Genomic DNA, 24,038 nt, shown 5'->3' with positions numbered 1-24,038 from the left:
TCATGCCCATTTCGAGCGAACCCCATGGAATACCACGGCCAGGGCCAGGCTCGGCGACAGCAATAGGGCCAGGCGCAAGCCCTCCTTGGCGGCCGGCGGAGTCCATTGCCAAAGCCAAGGCGCTAAAAAGCGGAAAGCGAGCACCCCCAGCAATACCGAGAAGGTAAGGAAAAATTTCTTGGCTAGCTCCTTGGCCGCGAGCGCGCCCAGGGAAGGCGCGTCCCCGACCCGCAGGCGGCTCTCCACCCAGCGCCCCAGCACGCTCCGGCGGCGGCGCAAAGACGTCTCGAGCCGGCAATGCCCCCAGCCAGCCAAGAAGCCCATCGGCAGGGCCAATTCGACCGGCAAAGCCTCCTCGCCCAGAGCGAGGAGGAGAGCCGCCCCCGCGGCCACCGTGGCGTTGAGGGGCAAGTGTCCCCCCACGGGCAGCTCCCCCAGGTTCAAGAGCTCGCACAAAACGCCCAGAGCCGCGCCCAAGGCGGCGTTGCCGAGGGTCCAGCCGAAAAACGGGCCGGCCACGATAGGCCGCGAGAAGAAAAACAGGCTCAAATGGGAGGCGTCAAGCTCCACCAAAGAAACGCCCAGGGCCGCCAGCCACAGTTCTGGTGCCTGGTCCATGGGTCAGCGCGCCAGCTCCGCCGAAGCGATCATCTCAAGGAGATCGGCCTCCTTGTCGCCGGGCAGAGCCCTCCCCTCCAGGCGTGCACCCCTTTGGCTGATCTTGCGCAACGCGAGCTTGTCCTCCTCGCTTAGAAAAATCGCCTTGCCGAGCTGGACCCGGCCCGCGGTGTAATGCAGGCCGCCCACGTTGACTTGGTCGAAGACTGCCCCTTCCTGGAGGAGCTTGAGCACGTCCTGGGGTCCAGAGGCCAGGACCAAGGCCCTGCCGGGGTAGCCCCCGCGCAAGGCGGGATGCCGCGAGGCCTCGCCCAGGGGCAGCACCAGGAGCTCGACGCCCTCCGGCAAGGCCAGCCTCATGAGAAGGCTCTGGGTCTCGTCGGAGGCCGCCGCGTCGGAGGCGACCAGCACGAGATCGGCCCTCAGGTGCGGGACCCAGCCTTCAACGACCTGCCCATGCACGAGGCGATCGTCTATTCGGATGAAAACCATGAGAACCTCACCTCGCCTTCGCCACGAAGGCGAGGCGAATATCCATGATGGATTTTTTCCCATCGGCCAGGACCTTGTCCAGGAGAGCCTCGAACGGGGTGTCCCGGCGGCGGCTGAAGGCCGAGACCAGCATGTACAGGTTGACGCCGCTCACAAGCCCCGCCCCAGGCAAGCTCTTGACCAGCGGGAAAGCGATGTTCCCAGGCGTGCCCCCGGGCATGTCCGTGAAAATGATGAGGCCATCCGGCCCGGCCAAATCCCCGATGGCCCTGCGCACCCTCTCCTCGATTTCCGGGACGCTCAAGCGGGGTGAAATCGAGATCGCGCGCACGCCCTCGGCTTGAGCGCCGACGATCGACTCGGCGGCCTCCACCAGGTAAGCGCCGAATTCCCCGTGAGTGACGATGATGAAATTGATCAATGGTTGATGTCGCGGTGAAATTCCTGGACCGGATGCCCGCCGAGGCGGAGCTGCCGGGCCAGGTAATGGGTGATAAAGACGCTGCGGTGACGCCCTCCCGTGCACCCCACGGCTATGGTCAAATAGGATTTGCCCTCGCGAACGTAATGGGGCAGGAGGCTCGTGATGAGGGCCAAATAGCCGTCGAGGAATTTCCGCGCCATGGGCTGCTTGAGCACGTATTGCTGCACCCCGGCATGCAGGCCCGTGAAGGGCCGCAAACGCGAAACGTAGTTGGGATTCGGGAGAAAGCGCACGTCCATGACTATGTCGGCGTCCAGGGGAAGGCCGTATTTATAGCCGAAGGAGACAACGGAAAGGGTCATCTCGCGCGTGCGGGTCAGCTGCAAGGTCTCCGAGAGGCTCTCCTTGAGCTCGCCCAATGTCATGGAAGTCGTGTTGATGACCTTGTCGGCTATTTCCTTTATAGGCAGGAGCCTGCGGCGCTCCTCCTTGACCGCCTCGGAAATCTTTTTCCCCAAGGGATGGCGGTGGCGCGTCTCGGAGAAGCGCTGGATCACGGTCGCGTCGGAGGCGTCCAGAAACAAAACCCTGTGTTCGAGCCCCCTGGCCTTGAGCTGCTTGAGGAGCTTTGGCAGATCGCCCAGGAATTTCCCGCCCCGGATATCCATGCCCAAGGCCACTCGGCGCAAAGTCGGGGAATTGATGAGAAGATCCGCGAAGTGGTTCAAGAGCACGGCCGGGAGGTTGTCGACGCAAAAGAATCCAAAATCCTCGAAGGCCTTCAGGGCCTGGCTCTTGCCCGCCCCGGAGACTCCGGTGATGATGAAGACCTTGCGGCCCTTCATCCCCTTCACTTGGACCTCATTCGGTCTATGAGCCTTTGGTTGAAGGTCTCGGCGGAAAAATAGCCCTGCGAGCGCAGCCTTTGGTTCAAAGCCGCAACCTCGATGAGGACGGCCAAGTTGCGGCCGGGGCTGACGGGGATGCGAATAAGGGGAATGTCCACGTCCAAAATCGAAGTCTTCTTGACCTCGAGCCCGATCCGCTCGTAATGGGTGCCGCTGTGCCAGGCCTCGAGCAGGATCGCAAGCTCAATGCGCGTGCGGTCGAGAATGGAGCCTATGCCGAACAGGAGCTTAACGTCGATCACGCCCAGGCCGCGGACCTCCATGTAATGCTTAAGGGGGTCCGGGCAGCTGCCCCGCAGGACTCCGCCCCGGCGGTGCTGTATATGGACCGCGTCATCGGCCACCAGGATATGGCCGCGCTTCAAGAGCTCCAGGGCGCACTCCGACTTGCCTATCCCCGGCTCGCCCTGGATCAGAACCCCGAGACCGTAGACGTCCACCAAGACACCGTGCACGGTCACGGACGAGGAGAGCTTCGACTCCAGAACCTCGCCCAACTCGCTCACCAAGGTGGCGGTGTCCAGATTCGATCTCAAGAGGGGCACGCCGTGCTTGCGGCAGGCCTGGGCCAGCAAGGGCGGGGTCTTGAGGTTGTGAGTCATGATAAGGCAGGGCAAGCTCGGGAAATCCAACATGGATGCCAAGGACGCGGAAAGCCGCCTGGCCGGCGCCTTGGCGCAATAAGCCTGCTCCCCGATCCCGATGATCTGGACGCGCTCGGCGCGGAAATGCTCAAGAAACCCGCTCAAGGCCAGGCCCGGACGGTTGAGGTCGGCCACGGAAATGGGACGCAGGAGAGCCTTCTCCCCGGTCACCAGCTCGAGCCTGAGCCTCTCTCCCTGCTCTTTAAGCAGGTCCCCTACGGTTAGAGTCAATTGAGTTATCGCCCGCCTTTCTTAATGGGCTGAACAATGCCGTACGAGTCATCCTCTCGACGGAAGAGGACTTGAATCTGGCGGGAGTCCTTGTCCTGGTATATCCTAAAGCTTTGACCCAGGGACTCCATCTCCTGGAGAGCCTCTTGGGGAGTCATCGGGGAAACCTGCTGCTTGATCACGGAAAATTGCAGGGGCCCGGCAAGGGCGGCCCCGTCCGGGACGGCAACGATGGAAGCGGCCTTGTAGCGTCCCTTCAGGCGCTCCTTATACTTTTTCAGCTGGGAATCCACCTTGTCTGACGCCAGGTCCACGGCCGAGTAAAGGTCCGCGGCCGAGGCGAGAGCTCGGAAGGTCTGCCCGGGGGCGTGTATCAGAATCTCCGCGTTGTGAGTCCGCTTCTCGATGTAGAGGAAAACCTGGCCCCAGACGATGTGGTCGAAATATCTCTGGGCTTTCTCCAATTTTTGGCTGACGTAATCCCTGATCGCGGGGGTGATTTTCAGGTGTTTGGCCGTGAGATGGATCTCCATATATAGATTCAAGCATTTCAGAATTGGGGTGTCAATTTGACGGTTTGACTCGAATAAAGAAATTAGGTAGGATGACTTCGCGTGGGATCGTGGGCGATCAAGGCTCGAAAAGGCCTAAAATAAGGTTTAACACAATTTTAACAAGCGGTCCGAGTCCTTCCTTTCCCGCTCCTGGGCTGTTTAAGAATAATCCTTATTTTAAAATGGTAATTAAATGAAACAAAAGTTATGCACACATGTGGAAAACCTGTGAATAACCTAACCATGTCCCCCCAGGAGATATGGGCCAAAGCCGCGGAAAAACTGCGCGCGGAAATAGGCGAGGAGCAGGCCGAGCTTTGGCTTAAGCCCGTGGAGGCTCTGCGCTTGGAAAATCAGGTGCTTTGGGTCAGGGTTCCCAATAAATTCTTCTCGAACGGCATTCGCGAGCACTATCAGAAGCGCCTGGCCGCCTTCCTGCGTGACATCGCGGGCATTGCGATAGACATCGAGTATGAGATGGCTAGGGACTTAAGAACCGTGCTTCCCGGGCCAGATCCCATCTCCCAGCCGGCCTCCCAGTCGGACTTCCCCCTGAGCGAGCTCAACCCCCGCTACACCTTCGCGACCTTTGTGGTCGGGGACTCAAACCGCTTCGCTCACGCCACCGCGGAGTCCATCGTCAAAAGCCCGGGCACGCAATTCAACCCCTTCTTCATCTACGGCGGAGTGGGCCTGGGAAAAACCCATCTCATGCACGCCATCGGCCACGCCATGCGCAAGGAATTCCCAAGGGGCCGCGTTCTTTACACGACCTCCGAGCAGTTCGTCAACGAGTTCATCAACTCCATACAACAGAATAAATCGGATGATTTCAGGAGCAAATTTCGGCACCTGGACTGCCTCCTTATTGACGACATCCAGTTCCTGATCGCCAAGGATCGCAGTGAGCAGGAGTTTTTCCACACCTTCAACTCCCTGCGCGACGCGAGAAAGCAAGTGGTGATCTCTTCCGACCGCTCGCCCAAGGAAATGTCCCCCTCCGAGCAGAGGCTGATCTCGCGCTTTGAATGGGGCGTGGTGGCCGACATCAAGCCCCCGGACCTGGAGACGCGCATCGCCATTTTGAGGAAAAAGGCGGAGCTGGAGCAGTTCTACGTGCCAGACGACGTCATCCTGTTCGTAGCCTCCACCATAAAGACCAATATCCGAGCCCTCGAAGGCTCCCTCATCAGGCTCAAGGCCTTCTCCTCGATGACTGGCAGCCAGCTGACGGTAGACGACGCCAAAAGCATACTTAAGGACTCCCTCTCCAACGAGGCCTCCGCCCCGGTCCAGGTGGACACCATACAGAAGATCGTCAGCCACAAATACTCAGTGGAAGTGAAGGATCTTAAGGGCAACCAGAGGACCGCATCCATCGCTCTGCCGCGGCAGCTGGCGATGTATCTGAGCTGCATCATGACGGACCTGTCCCTCAAGGATATAGGCCGGGCCTTCGGCGGCAAGGACCACACAACGGTTCTGCACGCCAGGAAGAAGATCAAGGAGCAGATCGAGGCCGACCCGTTTTTTCTAGAGGTCGTCAACAAGCTCCAGGCCGACATCCGGGCTGTTGAAAACAAGTGAACAACTCGTAACAATTCTGCAAAATAAAACGCGGTGTGGATGGTGTGGATAAATAACGACACTTATCCCCAGCCCTTTTATCTATAATCTAGGCGAGCGCTCATCTTATCCACCGAAATCACAGGCTTATGAATAAGAGGACGAAGTTAAATGAAAATACACTGTAGCAAAGAGGATCTGTCTCAAGGTGTTCAAACGATCCAATCGGCCCTTTCCGCTCGAACCACTTTACCCATACTGCTGAATTTTCTTTTAGAGACCGAGAACGCGAAAGTGAAGGTCGTCTCCACTGATCTTGAGATGGGGGTGAAGCATTACATAGGCGCCGAAGTCGAAAGCGACGGCAGCATCACCATTCCGGCTAAAAAGTTCTCCGATATCTTGCACAGCCTGCCGGACGGCCATGAAATCGAGCTTTCGGTGGATTCCGGGGGCAAGGTCCAGCTCAAGTGCGGCCGGTCCAGGTTCGGGATCATGGGAGCTCCCAAGTCCGAGTACCCCATCCTTCCCGAGTTCAACAAGCAGAACGCTTTCGAGGCCTCGGCCAATGCCATCGGGGATATGGTCAAGAAGACTATATTCGCGGCTTCTTCGGATGAGACCAGGCACGTCCTCAATGGAGTTTTCTGGTCGGCTTCCAAGGGAACTCTCGAGATGGTGGCCACCGATGGCCGCCGGCTCGCCGTGGCCGCCAGAAAGGTCGTTCCGAAGGAGAAGGATTTCCATGTTATAGTGCCCACCAAGATACTGGCCGAGCTCCTGCGGCTTTTGGGCGCGGCCGGTCCGGGCGAGGACAAGCTGCTGGTAGCCGTTGCTGAGAATCAAATCGCTTTTCAATACAAGGAAACGTCGCTCCTCTCCCGTTTGGTCGGTGGAAGCTTCCCCCACTATCAGCAGGTGATCCCAAGCAAGAAGGATATTTCCATTAGAGTGGACACCAGGGAGATGTTGGCCATCACCAAGAGGGCCTCCCTGTGCGCCGTGGACAGAGGCGGCTCCGTAAAGTATTCCCTGGTCTCCAGCGCCCTCCAAGTGACGGCTTCCAGCCAAAACCTTGAGTTCATGGACGAGCTTCCTGTGGAATACAAGGGGGACGGCCTTCAAGTGGCCTTCAATCCCCAGTTCGTCATGGATGCCCTGAAGCATATAGACACGGAGAAGGTGGACCTGGGGTTTACCACCCCCGTCAATCCCGCCTTGGTCGAGCCGGTGGGAGGCGGGGAGTACCGGTTTGTGATCATGCCCATGAGGATTTGATGGCTGCGTTCAGGAAGCGCTGGGCCACGGCCAATGATTTGGTTCGGTCGTTCAAGTTCCGGGCCGGGGTGCAGTCGGATAAGATTTCCATACTCAACGCGGTGTGGGAGCGGGAGCTTGGGCATTTTTCCAGGCACTGGTCCTTGTTGGGAGTGCAGCGGGGCATGCTTTTCATCAAGCCCAACTCAGCCGCGGCGGCGCAGGAATTGGTCATGCGCCGCGCAGAGATCGTGAGAACCCTGAATAAACATTTCAGCCGAGCCTGGATAAAAGGAATAAAGACGACGTCGAAATGATCCGGTCGAAATCCAATAAAAAGACGCCCAAGGACGCTCCCGATGCGGGCAAGCGGCGAAAGGGCGCAAGGCGGAGGAATATGTCTGAAGCGACTGCGGAAGATGTGGATATTGCCGCGACCCAGGACGGGGGAGCCTACGACGCGTCCAAGATACAGGTTTTAGAGGGGCTTGAGGCGGTGCGCAAGCGCCCCGCCATGTACATCGGGAGCACCGGCCCCTCCGGTCTTCACCACCTCGTCTATGAGGCCGTGGACAATTCCGTGGACGAGATTTTGGCCGGCCGCTGCTCGTCAGTCGATGTTATCCTGCATCAGGGCAACTCCGTTACCGTGCTCGACAACGGTTCTGGAATTCCGGTGGACCCAATGCGCGACCCCAAGCTCCCCTCCAACATCCGGGGGAAATCAGCCCTAGAGGTCGTTATGACCGTCCTCCACGCGGGAGGCAAATTCGACAAGCGGGCCTATAAGGTTTCAGGCGGCCTTCACGGGGTCGGCATTTCCGTGGTCAATGCCCTCTCCGAGTGGGTCGAGGTCGAGGTTTACCGCGAGGGCAAGACTTGGAAGCAGTCCTATGAGCGGGGAAAGCCCAAGGGGCCGGTGGCCTCCTCGGGCAAGACCGACGAGCATGGAACCCGGGTCACCTTCAAGCCAGACGCGGATATTTTCAACGGCCACCAATTCTCCTACGACATTTTATCCAACCGCCTGCGCGAGCTGGCCTTCCTAAACGCTGGAGCCAAGATCACCATCATTGATGAGAGGGAGGATAAGAAGCACACGTTCCATTACGAGGGCGGCATTTCCCAATTCGTCCAGTACTTGAACGCCAATAAGAAATCTCTCTTCAACGATCCCATCTCCTTCACCAACACGAAGGAGGATGTCTGCGTGGATCTGGCGATCCAATACAACGACGACTACTCGGAGAACGTCTACAGCTTCGTCAACAATATCAATACCCCCGAGGGCGGCACGCACCTGGCGGGCTTCCGCGGAGCTCTGACCCGGGTCATCAACGACTACGTCAAGCAGCACGACATGCTCAAGGGCAAGTCCTTTAATATCACCGGCGACGACGTGCGAGAGGGGCTCACGGTCGTTCTCTCCATCAAGAGTCCCAATCCGCAGTTTGAGGGCCAGACCAAATCCAAGCTCGGCAACGCCGAGGTGGAGGGGGTGGTTAAGTCCATCGTGGGCGAGGTCCTGATCACATTTTTCGAGGAGAACCCGGCCACCGCCAAGGCAATTTGTCTCAAAGCCATCGCCGCGGCCGAGGCCCGCGAGGCGGCTCGCAAAGCCAAGGAGCTGACCCGGCGCAAGGGAGTTCTCGACAGTTCGTCGCTGCCGGGCAAGCTCGCCGACTGCCAGGAGCGCGAGCCGGAGCGCTCGGAGCTCTTCATCGTGGAGGGAGACTCCGCCGGCGGCTCTGCCAAGCAGGGGCGAGATCGCGTGTTCCAGGCCATTCTGCCGATAAAAGGGAAGATCCTCAACGTGGAGAAGGCCCGCCTCGTTAAGGTCCTGTCCAACGAGGAGGTCCGCACCTTGATCGCGGCTATCGGCACGGGCATCGGCAACGAGGGCGAGGAAGGCCTGCGCCTGGAGAAGTTGCGCTACCACAAGCTCATCATCATGGCCGACGCCGACGTGGACGGCCAGCATATCCGCACCTTGCTCCTGACCTTCTTCTACCGCCAGATGAAGCCCCTCATCGAGAAGGGCCATGTTTATATCGCCCAGCCGCCCCTCTATAAGGTCAAGAAGGGCAAGACCGAGATGTATATCGAGACGGATGATAAGATGGAGATTTGGCTCCTCAATGAAGGGCGCAACTCCGTGGAAGTGACGGCGATTAATCCGAGCAGCGGAAAATCCAAAAAGCTCGAGCCAGATGACTTGCGGGGTTTGCTCAGGGTCTTGGCGGATTTGGAAAACACTTTGCGGCACATGGAGCGCAAGGCCCTGCACCTTGAGGGCTATTTCGCGTTTCAAAAGGAAGGCCGGCTGCCCCTGTACCGCGTGGAACTGTCCGCCGGCGAATACCTTTACTTTTACAGCGACTCGGAGTGGCGCGACTATCGAGACAGGTTCGTGGCCGAGCAGAAGGCCAAGCTCGCCCAGGAGCGCCAGGGGAGTCCCGCGGCGGAGGGGGAGGCTTCCCTTGAGGCCGACGAGGAGGCCTTGGAGCCGGATATGCAGGAGCTTTGGGAGCTGGGCAAGCTCGTCAAGATCGCGGACCAGCTAAAGGCCATGGGCCTCAGCCTCGAATGGTACGAGGTAACGCGCGACGAGAAGACCAAGCCCCTGTTTAAGGCCAAGCTCGAGAGGAGCGAGACGGAGGGCTACAGCTTAAAGGAGCTTCTCGAGGTCGTGCGTGAGGCCGGCCGCTCGGGCTGCTCGATTCAGCGCTACAAAGGTCTCGGAGAGATGAACCCGGAGCAGCTTTGGGAAACCACCATGGACCCCAAGCGCCGCAAGCTCTTGAAAGTGACATTGGAGGATCCCGCTGACTCGGAGCTGGCCTTCACGACTTTGATGGGGGACAAGGTGGAGCCGCGCCGGGCGTTCATAGAACGGCACGCGAAGGAAGTAAAGAACCTCGACATATAACGATACACTCTCTGGGTGCCTGGCCTTTTGCCAGGCACCCTACTAGGAGAAACCATGAGCAAGCCTGAACAGGAGAATTTGGTGCCGGATCCTATCGGCAATATCATCCCCCGCGACATCGGGACCGAGATGAGGGCCTCCTACATCGACTATTCCATGTCGGTGATCGTGGGCCGGGCCTTGCCCGATGTGCGCGATGGACTCAAGCCGGTGCATCGCCGCATCCTCTACGCCATGCACAGCGAGGGGCTGGCCTCCAACAAGAAATACTCCAAGTGCGCCGGCGTGGTGGGCGAGGTGCTCAAGAAATACCATCCCCACGGCGATTCCGCCGTCTACGACGCCATGGTGCGCATGGTCCAGGATTTCTCCCTGCTCCATCCCTTGATCGATGGGCAGGGCAACTTCGGCTCAGTGGACGGCGACCCCGCCGCGGCCTACCGCTACACCGAGTGCCGCCTTTCCAAGATCTCCGAGGAGCTCCTGGCCGACATCGACCAGGATACGGTGGATTTTACCCCCAACTTCGACGGCACCACGACGGAGCCCATGGTCCTTCCGGCCAAGTTTCCCAACCTCATCGTCAACGGCTCCTCCGGCATCGCGGTGGGCATGGCCACCAATATTCCTCCGCATAACCTGGCCGAGGTCTGCGAAGCGACCATCGCCCTCATCAAGAACCCCAAGCTTGAAACCAAGGAGCTCTTGAAGATCGTCAAGGGACCCGATTTCCCGACGGGCGGCATCATCCGAGGGAAAACCGGCATCCGCGACTACGTGGAGACCGGCCGGGGCTCGATTCGCGTCCAGGCGCGCACGGAGATCGAGGACATCAAAGGTAACCGCCAGGCCATCATCGTGACGGAGCTGCCCTACCAGGTGAACAAAGCCTCGCTCCTTGAAACGATCGCGGATCTCGTGCGCGACAAGAAGATTCCCGACATCTCGGACATTCGGGATGAGTCCGACCGCAAGGGCATGCGGGTTGTCATAGAGATCAAGCGCGACGGCAACGCCAACGTGGTCTTGAATCAGCTTTATAAGCATACGCAGCTTGAGACGAGTTTTGGAGTGATTCTTCTCTCTTTGGTGGATGGAAGACCCCGTGTGCTGGGCCTCCGGGAGATGCTCGGCCATTACATCCAGCACCGCAGGATCGTGGTCACTCGCCGCACCAAGTTTCAGCTGAGGAAGGCCCTGGATCGGGCCCATATTCTGGAGGGCTTCCTCATCGCCTTGAAGAACCTCGACCGGGTGATCAAGATCATCCGCGGGTCCAAGGACACCGAGGAAGCCCGGACCAAGCTCATGTCCGAGTTCGAGCTTTCCAAGGTCCAGGCCCAGGCCATCCTTGACATGCGCCTGCACCAGTTGACCAAGCTTTCGGTCGATGAACTCCAGGAGGAGTACGACGCCCTGATGAAGCGCATCGCCGAGCTCAAGGCGATCCTGGCCGATGTCAAGAAGGTGATGGCCATCGTGGGCAAGGAGCTCGAGACCGTCATGCAGCAATTCGGCAAGAGCCGCCAAACCCAGGTCACGAGCGAGGCCGCGGAGATGACCCTGGAGGACCTCATAGCCAAGGAGGAGGTCGTCATCACCCTTTCCAATGGCGGCTACATCAAGCGCATTCCGGTGGTCACCTACTCGGCCCAGGGCCGCGGAGGCAAGGGGATCACGGGGGCGGAGGTCAAGGAGGAGGATTTCATCGAGCACGTATTCATCACCGACACCCATGCCTCGCTCCTTTTCTTCACCTCCCGCGGCAGGGTCTTCGCCCTCAAGGCCTACGAGGTCCCGGAGGCCAACCGGACCTCTCGAGGCAAGGCAGTGGTCAATCTCCTGCCCCTCTCCGGGGAGGAGAAGATAACCTCGACTATTGCGATACGCTCTTTCGAGGAAAGCAAGGGCAAGGAGACCTTCCTCATGATGTGCACCAGGAGCGGGACCATCAAGAAAGTCCCCTTGGCCGAGTTCGAGCACATCCGGCGCAACGGGCTCATAGCCATTGTCCTCGAGGAGGGCGACGTCCTCGTCGAGGTCCAACACACCATGGGCCAGGATGAGGTCCTGATCGGCACCAAGGGCGGCATGTCCATCCGCTTTAAGGAGGCGGAGATCCGGCCCATGGGCCGCAACGCCAAGGGCGTGCGCGGGATGCGGCTGGACTCCGGAGAGCAGGTGATCGGCATGGAGGTTTTCCCCCCCACCAGCAAGAAGACCTTGCTCACGGTTTGCGAGAACGGCTACGGCAAGAGGACCGATCTGTCGGAGTATCGCGGTCAGCACCGCGGCGGGGGCGGCACCATCACCATCAAGGCCACGGAGAGAAATGGGACAGTGGTGGGGGTCAAGCTCGTCACCAACGACGACGATCTCATGATAATGACCACCCAGGGCATGGCCGTGCGCCTGCGCTGCAAGGACATTAAGGTCATATCCCGCAACACCCAGGGCGTGCGCCTGGTCAAGCTCGAGCAGGCCGACAAGGTGGCGCGGGTGGCTCCGATCGCCGTGGAGCCGGCGGTCTCTCCGGAACTTCCTCTGTAATACAAGGGATTCCAGGTGAGGAAATACCCACCGGCATGGGCCTTTGTCTTGAGCGCCGCCTTCGCGGCCGCGCTTCCGGCTGGGGCCGAGGTCCAGCTCCAGCAGCTGGAATGGCAATTGGGCCGCCCCGCCAAGACCCAAGCCGCGCGCTTCGAGGCCATCCCGGTCTTGAGTTTGGCTGGCGCCACGCTTCCCGGGAAGATTAGGGTGAAGCTTACCCTCGTCAATCGGGGGCCCAAGCCCGTGGAGGGCATTCTCCTTCGCTACAGCGTGGCCGCGCGCGTGGCTCCTAAAGGCCGATCCCAGGATGGGACCTGGGCTCTTCCGTTCATGCTCGAGGAAAAACGCGTCCCCAAGGTCGGTCCCAATCAGATCCGGGAGGTCCCCCTTGTTCCTTCCATGCTGGGAGGCTATCTTCTCAAGCTCGACCAGGCCGGTTACGCCGCGGACCAAGTCAAGATACAGGCCATGCAGGAGCCCCGCGCTGGGGAGAGCTATCCCGTGAGGGTTCTCGAGAGCATTCTGGAGGTCCGGCCATGATGGACGCGGGCTTGGCGCGCAAGGAGCCAAACAAGGTCCGCTCGGGCCTGGCCAAGCGCGGCGGGCGCTGCCTTCCGGCTTTCGAGGAGTGGCTAAAGGCCGACGCGGCCCACCACAAGCTTTTGGCCCAAGTCGAGGGACTGCGCTCTCAGAGGAACGCCTCGGCCCAACTCATCGGCAAGGCAAAGGCCTTGAAGGACGAGCCGGAGGTCCAGCGGCTTCTCCAGGAGTCGGCGCGCCTCAAGGAGAACATGTCCAGCTTGGAGGCGGAACTCGCATCCGAGGGCGCGATTTGCCGGCAGGCCTTGCTGGGCCTGCCGAATCTGCCGCACGACTCCTGCCCCGCGGGCAATAGCGAAGCGGACAACCCGGTCGTGCGCCAGGGGCGGCCCCCCCGCCCCATGGATTTTAAGCCGCTCGACCATCAGAGCGTAGGCGAGAAGCTGGGGTGGCTCGACTTCGTCGGGGCCGCCAAGCTCTCCGGCTCGCGCTTCGCGCTTTGGCGCGGCGAGGGTGCTAGGCTCATGCGCGCCCTTGTCTCCTTCCAGCTCGACCGCCATGTCAAGGCCGGTTACCTGGAGGTCTGGCCGCCGTACTTGGTCCGCCCGGAGATATTGGAGGGCACTGGGCAGCTTCCCAAATTCGAGGCGGATCTCTACCGCACGGGAGCGAGCGACGGGGAGAAAAGCCATGACCTATTCCTCATCCCCACGGCCGAGGTTCCCCTCACCAATCTCGTGCGGGGCGAAATCCTGCCCGCCGAAAGTCTTCCCATGAAGATGACCGCCTACACTCCCTGTTTCCGTCAGGAGGCCGGCTCCTACGGCAAGGACGTCAAGGGCCTCATCCGAAACCACCAGTTCGACAAGGTGGAGCTCGTGTGGATCACTAAGCCAGAGGATTCTCTTCTAGCTCTCGAGGTCCTAACCCGGGACGCGGAAGCCGTCCTCAAGGACCTGGAGATCCCCTACCGGGTCATCGAGCTTTGCACCGCCGACATCGGGTTCTCGGCGCGCAAGACCTACGACCTGGAGGTCTGGATGCCCTCGGAGGGCCGCTACCGCGAGATATCCTCCTGCTCTGATTGCGGGGACTTCCAGGCCAGGCGCATGAACGCGCGCTTCAGGCGCGAGCTCAAGAAAGCTCCGGAGCTCGTGCACACCTTGAACGGGAGCGGGGTGGCGGTGGGCCGGCTTTTCGCGGCGATACTTGAGAACTTCCAGCAGAAGGACGGAAGCGTAAGGATTCCGGGGGCGCTTGCTCCCTACTTTCGTTCTTCCTAGGCAGATGGGGAGGACTTCACTTGACGAGCTCATTTCCGTGGTCGCGCGCCTGCGCTCGCCTCAGGGCTGTCCCTGGGACCGGCGGCAAACCCATAAATCCCTGATCCCCTACCTGCGCGAGGAGTCCAAGGAGCTGGAGGTCGCGCTCAAGTGCGGGCGCTGGCATGAGATCGAGGACGAGTTGGGGGACGTCCTTCTTCAGGTTTTGCTGCACGCCGAGATCGAGCGCGCCAAGGGCGCCTTCGACATCCAGGACGTGGCCAAAAGTCTCTTAAAGAAGCTCATCCGCCGCCACCCCCATGTCTTTGACGTGGCGCGCTACAAGACGGCGGCGGAAGTTCTCAAGAATTGGGACGCGATCAAGTCCCGCGAGCGCCGCCAGCGCGAGGCGGACGTGCGCCGGCGCGGCGGGCGAGGCCGTAACCGCCCGATTTCATAATGAGCTCGCCGTCTTGCATTTGGTCCGAGGGCTGCTCAGCTCTGCTCCCATGCCCAAGAAGCCTCTCCTAGAGTTGGCAGAAAATGCCGCCCCTCTGAAAAATACCCTTCAATTCATTGAGTTCTCTTTGGTATCTTTTTTCCACGTCCTTGACGTAAGGATACTCCTCTCTTAGCTCGTCCGACCTGTAGGGATTATTGAAGTATGGGTCGGTTTCTTCCTTGATCTTGCGGGCGTCAAGGCAAGCCTGGGCAAAGTCGGCGGCAGGCAGGGAGGTATTCGCGCGCACGGAAACCAATGCCCTGACGTTGCGCGCCGGGATGTACTGCCCTTCATAGCTGACTCGGACGTTGGGATCCTCGAGGTCGCTTTTCCCGGATTCAAAGTCCCGGGCGACCTGCCGCCAGCGCTTTTGGAAGTCCTTCTTGGGTTTTAAGAGGGCGTAAGGCCCTCCCTTTTTGAAATGCTGGGGATATCTCTGGAGGTGCTTGTCGTAGGCGTACAACCGGATGAGCATGGCCTCCGCCATGGCCTTTTTAAACGGCTTCTCGGCCTCGAAGGCCTCCCTTTCGTACTTTATTTTTTTCTCCGTCTCGTTGATGAGCTTCTCGTCGCATAAGCCGTCCGGGCAGCTGCCCGGGACGCTGGCCAAGTCCCTCACGGGCTCGCGGCTGTACTGCCAGGCATGGACCAGCTCATGGACGACCACGGCGCCATGGTAGTCCAGCATGGCTTTCTTGAGTCCCGGATATTCTTTGTCCCATTGATCCCCGAAGCGCAGCGCGTTTATAAGCCATTCCGTGTAGTTGGTTTTTATGGTTCCTTGGGGATAGAATGTCTTATCCGGGTATTTATAGTCCAGGTCATCCTCGGCGGACCACCCTCCGACGCCGATTTTGGTGAAGGCCGTCCGCGAGTGGTTGATGACGGCCGTGGTCTCAGCGGCGGTCCGCTGCAGGTGGGGCGGCATGCGGGAGTAGACCCAGGCGTACAACTCCTGGAGCAGTCGAATTTCATACGCGGGATCGGAGCGGTCCGAGTCCACGCCGTGATTTCCATGGAACTCGCACATTATATTGAAGCGCGGCGTGGGTCTCTTGAACCCGGCCTCAACCGAACGAGAGGCCTTGGCCAGGGACTCGGCGAAAAGTCCGTCAGCGTTTTTTTGCGGCTCATTTTTTGCTTCGGCGGAAACCTCGGGCATATTCAAGTTGAATCCCTCAGCCGAGGCGACCATCGGAATGGCCGCGACCAGAACTGCCAAGACAAACTGTTTCATAGTGACTCCTCCTGCGAATCTTAAACGAGGATAGCGGCGGGGATGCCCCCAGACAGGTGTCTTTGGGCCCAAACCGAGAAAAATCTTAAGGCCCATGAAGGCTGGGACTTTCGGCCCACAGCTGTCCCAAGCTCCTGGTTAGCGTAAGTATTTGTCTTGAATGTAGGTCAATTTCAATGTAGACTACCTATATGATAGTTAGAATGGCTGTAGAACGCATTAGAAAAAGCCGCAAGAGCATATTGCTGCTGGGCGCGCGCCAAGTCGGGAAATCAACTCTATGCCGTTCCTTGGGCCCGGATAAAATCATAAACTTGGCCGATGAGGCTGCCTTCCTTTCTTACGCCAAGGATCCCTCCAGGCTCAAGCGGGAGATGGCCGTCCTCAAAAAACCCGCATTGATTCTTGTCGATGAGGTGCAGAGATTGCCGTCCTTGCTGAACTCAATCCAAGCCATTCTTGACGAAGGAGAGGGCTTCCGTTTTTTGCTGACGGGTTCTAGCGCGCGTAAGCTCAAGAGAGGAGGAGCGAATTTGCTGCCGGGAAGGGTCGTTCTGGAGCATTTGGATCCTTGCTCATTTTGGGAACTTGGCGATTCCTTTAACTTGGAGAAGTCGCTTCAAATGGGCTCGCTGCCTGGGATATATTTGGATCCTGAAGAAGGCGAGCAGACATTGAGCAGTTATGCCTCTATCTATTTGCGGGAAGAAATCCAGGCCGAGGCCATAAGCAAAAACCTAGGGGCTTATGCCAGATTTTTGGACATGGCTGCCGAAGCCAGCGGCCAGTGGGTCAATTATTCCAAGATAGCCTCGGATAGCGAGATTCCAAAGGAAACAATTCGCAGGTTCTATTCCATATTGGAAGAGACCCTGATCGCTTTCCGGATCCCCCCATTTAAAGTCAAGCAGTCGAAAAGAAGGCTTAGCCAGAGGGATCGTTTTATTTTCTTCGATCTCGGAGTCCGCAATGCCTTGCTGGGGATTCATCGCGGCCCATTGAGCCCTCTAGAGAAAGGCAGGCTTTTCGAGCAATGGTTTATCCTGCAATGCCTCTATCTAATCCGCGCCAAGAAAGAGGATTGGAATTTGTATTCTTACCGCACCGACGCGGGATCCGAAGTGGATGTCGTCATCGATAAAGGCGATAAGCTTGTCGCCGTCGAATGCAAGTGGTCCAGGCAAGTCGGGGAGGCTGATTTAAAGGGCCTTAGGTCTTTTGAATCCGTCGCCCATAAGCCGATCGAGAAGTATGTTATTTACCGAGGAGAATCCCGCCAAAAATTCTCCAGGGGAGAGCTAGCCGTGCCCTTTAACTCCTTTCTGAAAGAATTGAGTGAGTAAAAAGTCTAAATGCCTGGCACCAGCCGGCCGCGGGAGAGGAGGCCCTCGGCGATCTGGACGGAATTGAGCGCCGCGCCCTTGAGGAGATTGTCGGAGACGATCCAGAGGCAAATTTCATTGGGCGCAGTGCCTTGGCGGATGCGGCCCACGTGGACGGCTCCGTCCCCGGCAAGCGAGATAGGAGTGGGGTAAGGATCGGCCAATCGGACTCCCGGAGTTCTGCGGAGGATTTGGCGGGCACGGGCCGGGGTTAGCGATTCCTTGAATGTCAGCCAAACGGCCAAAGAGTGCCCGCGCAAGACCGGCACGCGGACGGCGGTCGCGCTGATCTTGAGGCCCGGCATGCCCCAGATTTTCTTGAGCTCCGCGGAGACCTTGACCTCCTCTCCGGAATGCCCCTCGGAGTCGAGCTCTCCCACTTGAGGGATGACGTTGAAGGCGATTTGTTGAGGCAAAGCCGCGCTGTCGAGCCTGGGAAGAACCGGGACGCGGCTTGATAGAGCTTTCCAGGTCTTGGATAGAAGTCCGTTCTGTTTCGAGAACTCCTCCAGGGCTTCTCTTCCGGCTCCCGAGACCGACTGATAAGATGCGAGCCTGACTTCCAGGAGCTGGTATTGACAGCGCAAGAGGTTGGCGGCCACGGCCAGTCCCGTCAGAGTGCAATTGGGCCCGGCGATCAGACGCTGCCCTTTGGTTATGGCAGGGAAATTGACCTCGGGGATGACCAGGGGCGCCCGGGAATCGAGGCGGAAGGCAGAGCTATCGTCTATGACCCAGATGCCCTTGCGCGCGAGCTTGGGGGCGAGCTTGCGGGAAACCTCGTCGGAGCTCGCGAAGAAAACCAAAGAGCAGGAGCGTAACAGCTTTTCGTCCACGGCGGGAGCGGCGAGCCGGCGCCCGCGGAAGGGAACTTTTTGCGCGGTTCTGCCGGAACTGGCGGGAATCAGCTCGCTGACGGGAAAGCGTCGGTCCTCGAGCAGCTTGAGGAGCTCCCGGCCGACCAGTCCCGTGGCGCCGACCACGGCCACGCGCAGCCCCGCGGGTTTACGGTTGGGCATTCAAGGCTTGGGCGGCGCTGTAGCCGACGTTGCCGGAAAGATCGCGGGCCGCGCCGCGCAAATGCCAGCCGGGGCTTGTGAATTTGTCGCGGGGCAAGGTGAATATGAAAGGCGGGCGCCTCAGGAAACGGCTGACTCTCTGCCAGTCCAGCTGGTCGCGCGAACTTTCCACCCAGGCCTCCTCGATGTTTTCCCCTCCCGCCGAGAAGCGCACCGTGAGCTTTTTGCCGATGAGGCCCGCCTCGAATTCCGAGATGGAGACTTCGTCGCTGTTGGCCGGGACGAGCTTGATGGCCAGGGCCGGGTAGATGTTGTTGAGGGGAGTTTCCAGGGACGCTTCCGCGGTTCTTGGCGGCACCCCTCGTATGGAGCGGTTGTTCCAGGCCCTGGCTCCCGAACCCGGGTCCGGCTCGTCCCCGCAGCCGGCCAGTATGGGCGCGCTCGAGGCGTCCGTGAAGCTATTGGTGGGAGACCATATGATCAGATAGTTGGGCCGGGTGAAACTGACGAGCCCCACCGGGATCTCAGCCCAGAACCATTCCCCCGCGCCCACCCCCGGGACATAGCCTTGAGGCGTTCCCTCCAGAGGGATGTCGGAGGTGTCAGCGAGAAAATACCCGCTCTCCGGCCCGAAGGCCGGATTTTGGGAAACGGCCATGTAAATCTTTCCCGGGATGAGCTCTCGCAGCCAGGGCTTGTTGGGATTGGGCCTGGTTTTGGCTCGTCCCACCTTGGCTCCGATAAAGGCCCTCGAGAACTCCCCCATGGGAGCGGCCGGAAGCTTCACGATCCAGGCGTTGTTGAAGCCGATGTACCAGTTCGCGTCGGCTCCGCCATCTGCGAAGCGATCGAAGTCGTTGATGTTGGCGGCAAGTGATATGTATTTAGGAAGGAAGGAGTCTGTGACGTCATTGGCTTTGAGGTTCTCCTGCGCGGGGCTCGGCCAGGCCAAAAGCAAGACCAAAGAATGTAAAAAAGTCATTATTTTTTCAACACTTTTACTATTTTATCGAATTCTTCCAGGGAGTAAAAATGAATGGTGATCCGCCCCTGATTAACATTTTTGCGGGTCTGTATCTCGACCTTGGTTCCCAGAAAATGCTGGAGCGCCGATTCTAGGGCCTTGAGATCGGCGGATTTGTCAGTCGATGGGCGTTGTTGTGATGCCTTTAAATTTTTTCCCCGAGAGGATTGTCTGGCCAAGTCCTCTATTTCCCTCACGGAAAGTTTTTGGGAGACCGCCATTTCAAATATTTTTTTCCTTTCCAAGGGGTCTTCTATGGTGAGCAAGGCCTTGGCGTGTCCCTCGGTCAATTGGCCGAATTGGATGGCTTTCTGCATCTCCTCGGGCAGGTCCAAAATTCTAAGCGTGTTCGATATCGTTGATTTAGCCTTTCCCATGACTTCGCCCAGTTCGGTTTGTGTGATGCCGAATTCTTTCATCAGCCGCAGGTAGCCGAGGGCTTCCTCTATAGGGTTGAGATCTTCTCTCTGAAGATTCTCGATCAAGGCGAGGGCAAGCCTTTTTTTATCTGACTCGGGCGCGCGCACTACCACTTCGATTTCCTTGAGACCGGCCAGCTCCGCGGCGCGTAGCCGGCGCTCTCCCGCGATCAGCTCGTAAGAGTCCGCTGCGGAATCATAGGAGACTAGTATCGGCTGGGCGAGCCCATGCTCTTTAATGGACGCGGAAAGCTCGCTCAATTTGACCGGGTCGAAGTATTTTCTAGGTTGGAGATGGTTGGGCCTGATTTTTTCTAACGGCACTGCCGTGACATTGTTGGCGGACAAAATGACTTCCCCATTCTCCGCGCTTTTCTCGGGCGCCGAGGATATCAGGGCGTCCAGGCCTCTTCCGAGAGCTTTTCTCATACGGGATTCTCCATGACTTCTTCACTATTATTTTCTTTTTGTTCAGGCTGTTCCGGGGCCGGGATGGCTGGGCTCGACAAAGTGGTCCCCCTCCTGGCCAGGAACTCTCGGGCCAGGTTTAGGTAGGCCTCCGCTCCCCTGGACCTATGATCGTACTGGAATATGCTTTGCCCAAATCCAGGGGCCTCGGCCATGCGCACATTCCGGGGGATGATGGTGTTGAATAGACTGGGGCCAAAGAATTTGCCGACCTCGTCCTTGACTTGGTTGGACAAGGTCATGCGGGAATCGAACATGGTGAGCAACCCCCCCTCCAATTCCAGGCGGGGATTGAGGATGGCCTTGACCTTGTTTATAGCCTCCATGAACTGGGCCAGTCCCTCCATGGCGTAGTATTCCCCCTGGATCGGTATAAGCACCTTGTCGGAAGCGTTTAGGGCATTTATAGTCAATAGTCCCAATGAGGGAGGGCAGTCTAAAATAATGTATTTAAACCGACTTTTGATGGTTGCGAGAGCCCCTCTTAGCCTGCTGTCCCGGGCCAGGGCGGTAGTCAGCTCTACTTCGGCGCCTATTAGCTCCTTGCCGGAACCCAGTAAGTAGTGTAGGGGAATGGCCGTCTCTTTGATGGTTTTTTCTATAGGCATCAATTCCACTAATACATGGTAGACGTTCGGGGAGCAAGTTTTCTTATCAAATCCCAGTCCAGACGTGGCATTCCCTTGCGGGTCCAAATCTATGAGCAAGGTTTCCTGCCCTAATTGCGCCAGAGCCGCGGATAAATTGACCGCCGTGGTGGTCTTGCCGACCCCCCCCTTCTGATTTGCAATGGAAATGACTTCTGCCACGTTATCTCCTTAATCGGCGCTGTTTCTCGAGTTTCCTCGTGGAAACCAGCAATGCTTTTATGGAAGTGAGTCGTTTGGATGTTATCAGATGTCCGTGGTATTGTCAAGCATGTAGTATGTGTAGTGTGCATATTTTATTGTTTGATGTTTTGATATGTATTTATATTTGTATATAATGTCATATAGTGTTGTTTACTTCTACTTGCCCTCTTCCATGAATTGATTTAAAATCTGCAGCATGCCACCAGAAATTAAGAAAGGATCTCGCCCCCAGCTCTTGTCAGCGCTTCGCTCAGGCAGAATTCATACCGTCCTCTTGGCCTTCCCGGACATGCAGGGCCGTTGGATGGGCAAGCGCCTCACGGCCAGGCACTTCGTCGAGAATGTCCTGGAGCGCGGCTCTCACGCCTGCGCCTACCTCCTGACGGTGGACATGGAGATGATTCCGGTGCCCGGCTACGCGCTCACGAGTTGGGAGAGGGGGTATCAGGATTTCCTCATGGTTCCCGATTTCTCGACGGCGAGGGAGCTCTCTTGGAGCCCCGGGACCGCTTTCGTCATCTGCGACCTCGTAGACGAGGAGGGCAAGGCGATAGAAGAATCTCCTCGCCGCATCCTACAGGTCCAGATCGAGAAGGCGGCCCGTAGAGGCTTCAGCCTGAAGCTGGCCTCTGAACTCGAATTCTACCTTTTCCGCGAAACCTACGAGTCGGCGCAGAAAAAGAATTTCCACGGGCTCGAGCCTTTCGGCTCCTACATAGAGGACTACCACATCCTGCAAGGGGCCAAGGAGGAATTCGTGGTCGCGGAGATACGCCAGCAGATGGAGAAGTCCGGCATTCCCGTGGAGTGCTCCAAGGGGGAATGGGGTCCGGGGCAGCACGAAATCAATTTGGGCTACGCGCCGGCCCTGGAAATGGCGGACCGCCATACCTTATATAAGCACGGGGCCAAGGAGATCGCCATGGGCAGGGGAGTAAGCCTGACCTTCATGGCCAAATACGACTCCAAACTCGCCGGCTCGAGCTGTCATATTCATGCGAGCCTCTGGGACAAGGCCGGCCGCAAGGCCCTGTTCCGGGATGGGGGGAAACCCAGCAAGTTGTTCGGGCACTTTTTAGGCGGGATGATGGCCTTGGCCAGGGACCTGGCTTTTTTCTACGCCCCGACGGTCAATTCCTACAAAAGATATCAGTCCGCCACCTTCGCGCCGACCCGCATCGCCTGGGGCAAGGACAATCGCACCTGCGGCTTCCGGGTGGTGGGGGAGGGGGATTCCTTTAGAATAGAGAATCGAATTCCCGGGGCCGACGCCAATCCCTACCTCGCCTTCGCGGCCACGATTGCGGCCGGGCTTTACGGCATAGAAAATAAAATCGCCCCGCCGCCCGAGCTCAAGGGCAACGCCTACCAGTCTTCGGCCGAGCCCGTTCCGGGGTCTCTGAGCGAGGCCATTGCCTGCCTGGAGAGCTCTAAAATCGCCGCCTCTCTCTTCGGGGAAAAAGTCCTTAAGCACTATCTGTTGACGGCCCGGGCAGAGCAGGCCGCCTTCGACCAGTCCGTTACCTGCTGGGAGAGGGGGAGAAACTTCGAGCGGATTTAAGGAAAGAAACTCTTGGGAAACGCGAGTTTGTGCTCTTCGGTCACCCGGCAGGTGAAGCGGCTGTTGTGGAGAGGCGCGGCGGCGGTGGTCATGTCCTTGGTGTACCATACCGCCTTGTAAATATCGGCTTGAGCGGGCCGCACGCCCGCGGCCGAGCCCGAGCTCCGGGTTCCGGGCACGGCCTTGGAGCTTTCACGAAACCGCCACTTTCCTAAATTGCCCCGCCGGACCACTCTCTCGTCCCAGGTCCGCCATTTGTGCCTGTACACGGTGGCTTCCGTAATAAGGTAGTGCCCGGGGGAGTCGTATCTCTCGGACAATGCCGAGTAAACCAGCACCAGCTCGTATTCCCCGGTCTTTAAGTCGCAGCGCTTGACGCTGACGGCATAGGGTCGTATGGGACACTTGAGAAAGAGGAGGTCCTTGTTTTCCGGGAAGAACGCGTAGCTTTCCACGCTCTTATATTGCTCCGCCATCATCTCCCGGAAGGGCTCGAGCTTTTGCTTGCAGAGGGAAGCCTCCTGCGCCGACTGTGCGATGGCTTCGGCTTGCGCGAAGACGCTCTCGAAACGGTCTTTTGGAGTCGCCCAGGCATCGGAGCAGAGCAGAATCAAGGCAAGACCGGGTAATGTTTTCATAATCATAGGATAGCGCCGCGGCGAGGGAAAAACAGGGCCTTTGGATCTACTCGGAGAATAGGCCTTTGGACCTATTTTCGTGCGATATAGCCCATGAGTCGGTAAATCAGCTTGGCCGCGGCTATCTCGGAGTTTACCGTGTCTTGGAGGGGGCAGAGCTCCATCACGTCCACGCCCACCACTTTCTTTTTTTCAATCACGCGCCTGAAAAGCTCAAGGCCCTCGAACCAGTCAAATCCTCCGGGCTGGGGGGTCCCGACGCCTGGGATCACGCTCGGGTCGAAGCCGTCCAAGTCGATGCTGATGTAAACCGTTCCGGTCAGGGCCTCTAGGACCTTGGGGAGGAGCTTCCCCATGTCCCGGTGCTCGTGGCGATAGAAGGTCGTGACGTTCCCCGTGTTGAGAAGATGCGCTTCCTCCTCGGCGACGGAGCGGATGCCGACCTGAACGACCTTGCATCTCCGGGAGATGGGGTGCATGGCGCAGGCGTGGTTGAAGGGGGAACCCTCGTATTCGGAACGCATGTCCGCGTGGGCGTCGAAGTGCAGTATCGAAAGATCGGGGTATCTTTCGATGAAAGGTGGAATCAGCGCTTGAGAAAGGGAGTGTTCTCCTCCCACTGAAAAGAGAACAGACTTGAAATTGAGGAGCTCCCTGACTCTCTCCTTTATTTTAGGGAAAAGGAGTTTCGCCGGCGGCGAGCAGTCGAAAGCGGGCTCCGTGTGTATTCCCGAAAGATAGGTTTGGCTTCCGATCTCCTCATCCCACAACTCGACGCCGAAGGAGCCGTCCAAGAGCCTTGCGGGGCCATGCTCCGTCCCTTTTTTATAGGAAGTGGTGCGCTCGAAGGGCAGGAGCAGGACGATGAAGCGCGCCTTCTCTCGCGGGGCCGTCACCCCCAGGAACTGGCCCTCGACCATCTCCGCGGCCGGGGTCATGGGGGGAACGGCCCGCGATGGCAT

Annotated in this window: 23 protein-coding genes; 10 read left to right on the top strand and 13 right to left on the bottom strand. The window is 58.6% G+C overall.

What is annotated here, in order from left to right; genetic code table 11:
- From HY921_06295 to raiA, 6 genes are read right to left on the bottom strand one after another with little or no spacing between them, the layout of a single operon-like run.
- Positions 1 to 618: a PTS sugar transporter subunit IIC gene (locus HY921_06295; protein MBI5630477.1), complete on the bottom strand. Its 618-nt coding sequence runs from the start codon at positions 616 to 618 to the stop codon at positions 1 to 3.
- Positions 619 to 621: 3 nt separating this feature from the next.
- A complete protein-coding gene (locus HY921_06290) occupies positions 622 to 1,110 on the bottom strand; it encodes a PTS sugar transporter subunit IIB (protein ID MBI5630476.1) in 489 nt (162 codons plus the stop codon).
- Positions 1,111 to 1,117: 7 nt separating this feature from the next.
- A complete protein-coding gene (locus HY921_06285) occupies positions 1,118 to 1,531 on the bottom strand; it encodes a hypothetical protein (protein MBI5630475.1) in 414 nt (137 codons plus the stop codon).
- Positions 1,528 to 2,388 (bottom strand): RNase adapter RapZ, encoded by an 861-nt coding sequence (gene rapZ, locus HY921_06280; GenBank protein ID MBI5630474.1) that lies wholly within the window; start codon positions 2,386 to 2,388, stop codon positions 1,528 to 1,530. The genes HY921_06285 and rapZ overlap by 4 nt, the downstream gene beginning before the upstream one ends.
- The gene (hprK, locus tag HY921_06275; GenBank protein ID MBI5630473.1) at positions 2,385 to 3,317 is read right to left on the bottom strand and encodes an HPr(Ser) kinase/phosphatase; all 933 of its coding nucleotides are present in this window, start codon (positions 3,315 to 3,317) and stop codon (positions 2,385 to 2,387) included. The genes rapZ and hprK overlap by 4 nt, the downstream gene beginning before the upstream one ends.
- A 5-nt stretch (positions 3,318 to 3,322) precedes the next feature.
- Positions 3,323 to 3,850, bottom strand: a complete 528-nt coding sequence (raiA, locus tag HY921_06270) for a ribosome-associated translation inhibitor RaiA (GenBank protein MBI5630472.1) — start codon at positions 3,848 to 3,850, stop codon at positions 3,323 to 3,325.
- A gap of 249 nt (positions 3,851 to 4,099) precedes the next feature.
- Between raiA and dnaA the strand changes: the two genes are divergently transcribed.
- The 8 genes from dnaA to HY921_06230 all read left to right on the top strand — a co-directional run bounded on the left by dnaA (position 4,100) and on the right by HY921_06230 (position 14,435).
- Positions 4,100 to 5,458, top strand: coding sequence for a chromosomal replication initiator protein DnaA (dnaA, locus tag HY921_06265; GenBank protein MBI5630471.1), 1,359 nt, complete (start codon positions 4,100 to 4,102; stop codon positions 5,456 to 5,458).
- Positions 5,459 to 5,608: 150 nt separating this feature from the next.
- Positions 5,609 to 6,715, top strand: a complete 1,107-nt coding sequence (gene dnaN, locus HY921_06260; protein MBI5630470.1) for a DNA polymerase III subunit beta — start codon at positions 5,609 to 5,611, stop codon at positions 6,713 to 6,715.
- On the top strand, positions 6,715 to 7,011 hold the full coding sequence (locus tag HY921_06255; GenBank protein MBI5630469.1) for a DUF721 domain-containing protein: 297 nt from the start codon (positions 6,715 to 6,717) through the stop codon (positions 7,009 to 7,011). Before dnaN ends, HY921_06255 begins: the two co-directional genes overlap by 1 nt.
- Positions 7,012 to 7,091: 80 nt before the next feature.
- On the top strand, positions 7,092 to 9,623 hold the full coding sequence (gene gyrB, locus HY921_06250; protein MBI5630468.1) for a DNA topoisomerase (ATP-hydrolyzing) subunit B: 2,532 nt from the start codon (positions 7,092 to 7,094) through the stop codon (positions 9,621 to 9,623).
- A 54-nt stretch (positions 9,624 to 9,677) separates the two neighbouring features.
- The gene (gene gyrA, locus HY921_06245) at positions 9,678 to 12,173 is read left to right on the top strand and encodes a DNA gyrase subunit A (GenBank protein MBI5630467.1); all 2,496 of its coding nucleotides are present in this window, start codon (positions 9,678 to 9,680) and stop codon (positions 12,171 to 12,173) included.
- A 15-nt stretch (positions 12,174 to 12,188) separates the two neighbouring features.
- Positions 12,189 to 12,713 (top strand): hypothetical protein, encoded by a 525-nt coding sequence (locus tag HY921_06240; protein ID MBI5630466.1) that lies wholly within the window; start codon positions 12,189 to 12,191, stop codon positions 12,711 to 12,713.
- On the top strand, positions 12,710 to 13,996 hold the full coding sequence (gene serS / locus HY921_06235) for a serine--tRNA ligase (protein MBI5630465.1): 1,287 nt from the start codon (positions 12,710 to 12,712) through the stop codon (positions 13,994 to 13,996). Before HY921_06240 ends, serS begins: the two co-directional genes overlap by 4 nt.
- A 4-nt stretch (positions 13,997 to 14,000) precedes the next feature.
- Entirely contained in the window at positions 14,001 to 14,435 is a 435-nt protein-coding gene (locus tag HY921_06230) for a hypothetical protein (protein MBI5630464.1), read from the top strand.
- A 67-nt stretch (positions 14,436 to 14,502) separates the two neighbouring features.
- Here the strand turns inward: HY921_06230 and HY921_06225 are convergent, their stop codons facing one another.
- Positions 14,503 to 15,714: a hypothetical protein gene (locus tag HY921_06225; protein ID MBI5630463.1), complete on the bottom strand. Its 1,212-nt coding sequence runs from the start codon at positions 15,712 to 15,714 to the stop codon at positions 14,503 to 14,505.
- A gap of 203 nt (positions 15,715 to 15,917) precedes the next feature.
- Here HY921_06225 and HY921_06220 point away from each other — a divergent pair, with 203 nt between their 5' ends.
- Complete coding sequence (locus HY921_06220; GenBank protein MBI5630462.1) at positions 15,918 to 17,057, top strand: ATP-binding protein; 1,140 nt, start codon at positions 15,918 to 15,920, stop codon at positions 17,055 to 17,057.
- A gap of 5 nt (positions 17,058 to 17,062) precedes the next feature.
- Here HY921_06220 and HY921_06215 read toward each other — a convergent pair whose 3' ends face one another.
- Genes HY921_06215 through HY921_06200 form a run of 4 tightly spaced genes read right to left on the bottom strand, consistent with a single transcriptional unit; the run spans position 17,063 to position 20,835 of the window.
- A complete protein-coding gene (locus tag HY921_06215) occupies positions 17,063 to 18,115 on the bottom strand; it encodes an aspartate-semialdehyde dehydrogenase (GenBank protein MBI5630461.1) in 1,053 nt (350 codons plus the stop codon).
- Entirely contained in the window at positions 18,102 to 19,097 is a 996-nt protein-coding gene (locus HY921_06210) for a hypothetical protein (protein ID MBI5630460.1), read from the bottom strand. The genes HY921_06215 and HY921_06210 overlap by 14 nt, the downstream gene beginning before the upstream one ends.
- The gene (locus HY921_06205; GenBank protein MBI5630459.1) at positions 19,097 to 19,987 is read right to left on the bottom strand and encodes a ParB/RepB/Spo0J family partition protein; all 891 of its coding nucleotides are present in this window, start codon (positions 19,985 to 19,987) and stop codon (positions 19,097 to 19,099) included. Before HY921_06205 ends, HY921_06210 begins: the two co-directional genes overlap by 1 nt.
- Positions 19,984 to 20,835, bottom strand: coding sequence for a ParA family protein (locus tag HY921_06200; protein MBI5630458.1), 852 nt, complete (start codon positions 20,833 to 20,835; stop codon positions 19,984 to 19,986). Before HY921_06200 ends, HY921_06205 begins: the two co-directional genes overlap by 4 nt.
- A 238-nt stretch (positions 20,836 to 21,073) precedes the next feature.
- On the opposite strand from HY921_06200, the gene HY921_06195 reads away from it, so the two are divergent.
- Positions 21,074 to 22,438 (top strand): glutamine synthetase, encoded by a 1,365-nt coding sequence (locus HY921_06195; GenBank protein MBI5630457.1) that lies wholly within the window; start codon positions 21,074 to 21,076, stop codon positions 22,436 to 22,438.
- Here the strand turns inward: HY921_06195 and HY921_06190 are convergent.
- Together HY921_06190 and speB are read right to left on the bottom strand one after the other, a co-directional pair.
- The gene (locus HY921_06190; protein MBI5630456.1) at positions 22,435 to 23,076 is read right to left on the bottom strand and encodes a hypothetical protein; all 642 of its coding nucleotides are present in this window, start codon (positions 23,074 to 23,076) and stop codon (positions 22,435 to 22,437) included. The two genes, HY921_06195 and HY921_06190, sit on opposite strands and share 4 nt — an antisense overlap.
- Positions 23,077 to 23,147: 71 nt before the next feature.
- Positions 23,148 to 24,038: an agmatinase gene (speB, locus tag HY921_06185; protein MBI5630455.1), complete on the bottom strand. Its 891-nt coding sequence runs from the start codon at positions 24,036 to 24,038 to the stop codon at positions 23,148 to 23,150.

This window comes from Elusimicrobiota bacterium (assembly GCA_016218575.1).
Classification (GTDB): domain Bacteria; phylum Elusimicrobiota; class Elusimicrobia; order UBA1565; family UBA9628; genus JACRDN01.
This window is presented reverse-complemented; position numbering and strand designations above follow the sequence as displayed.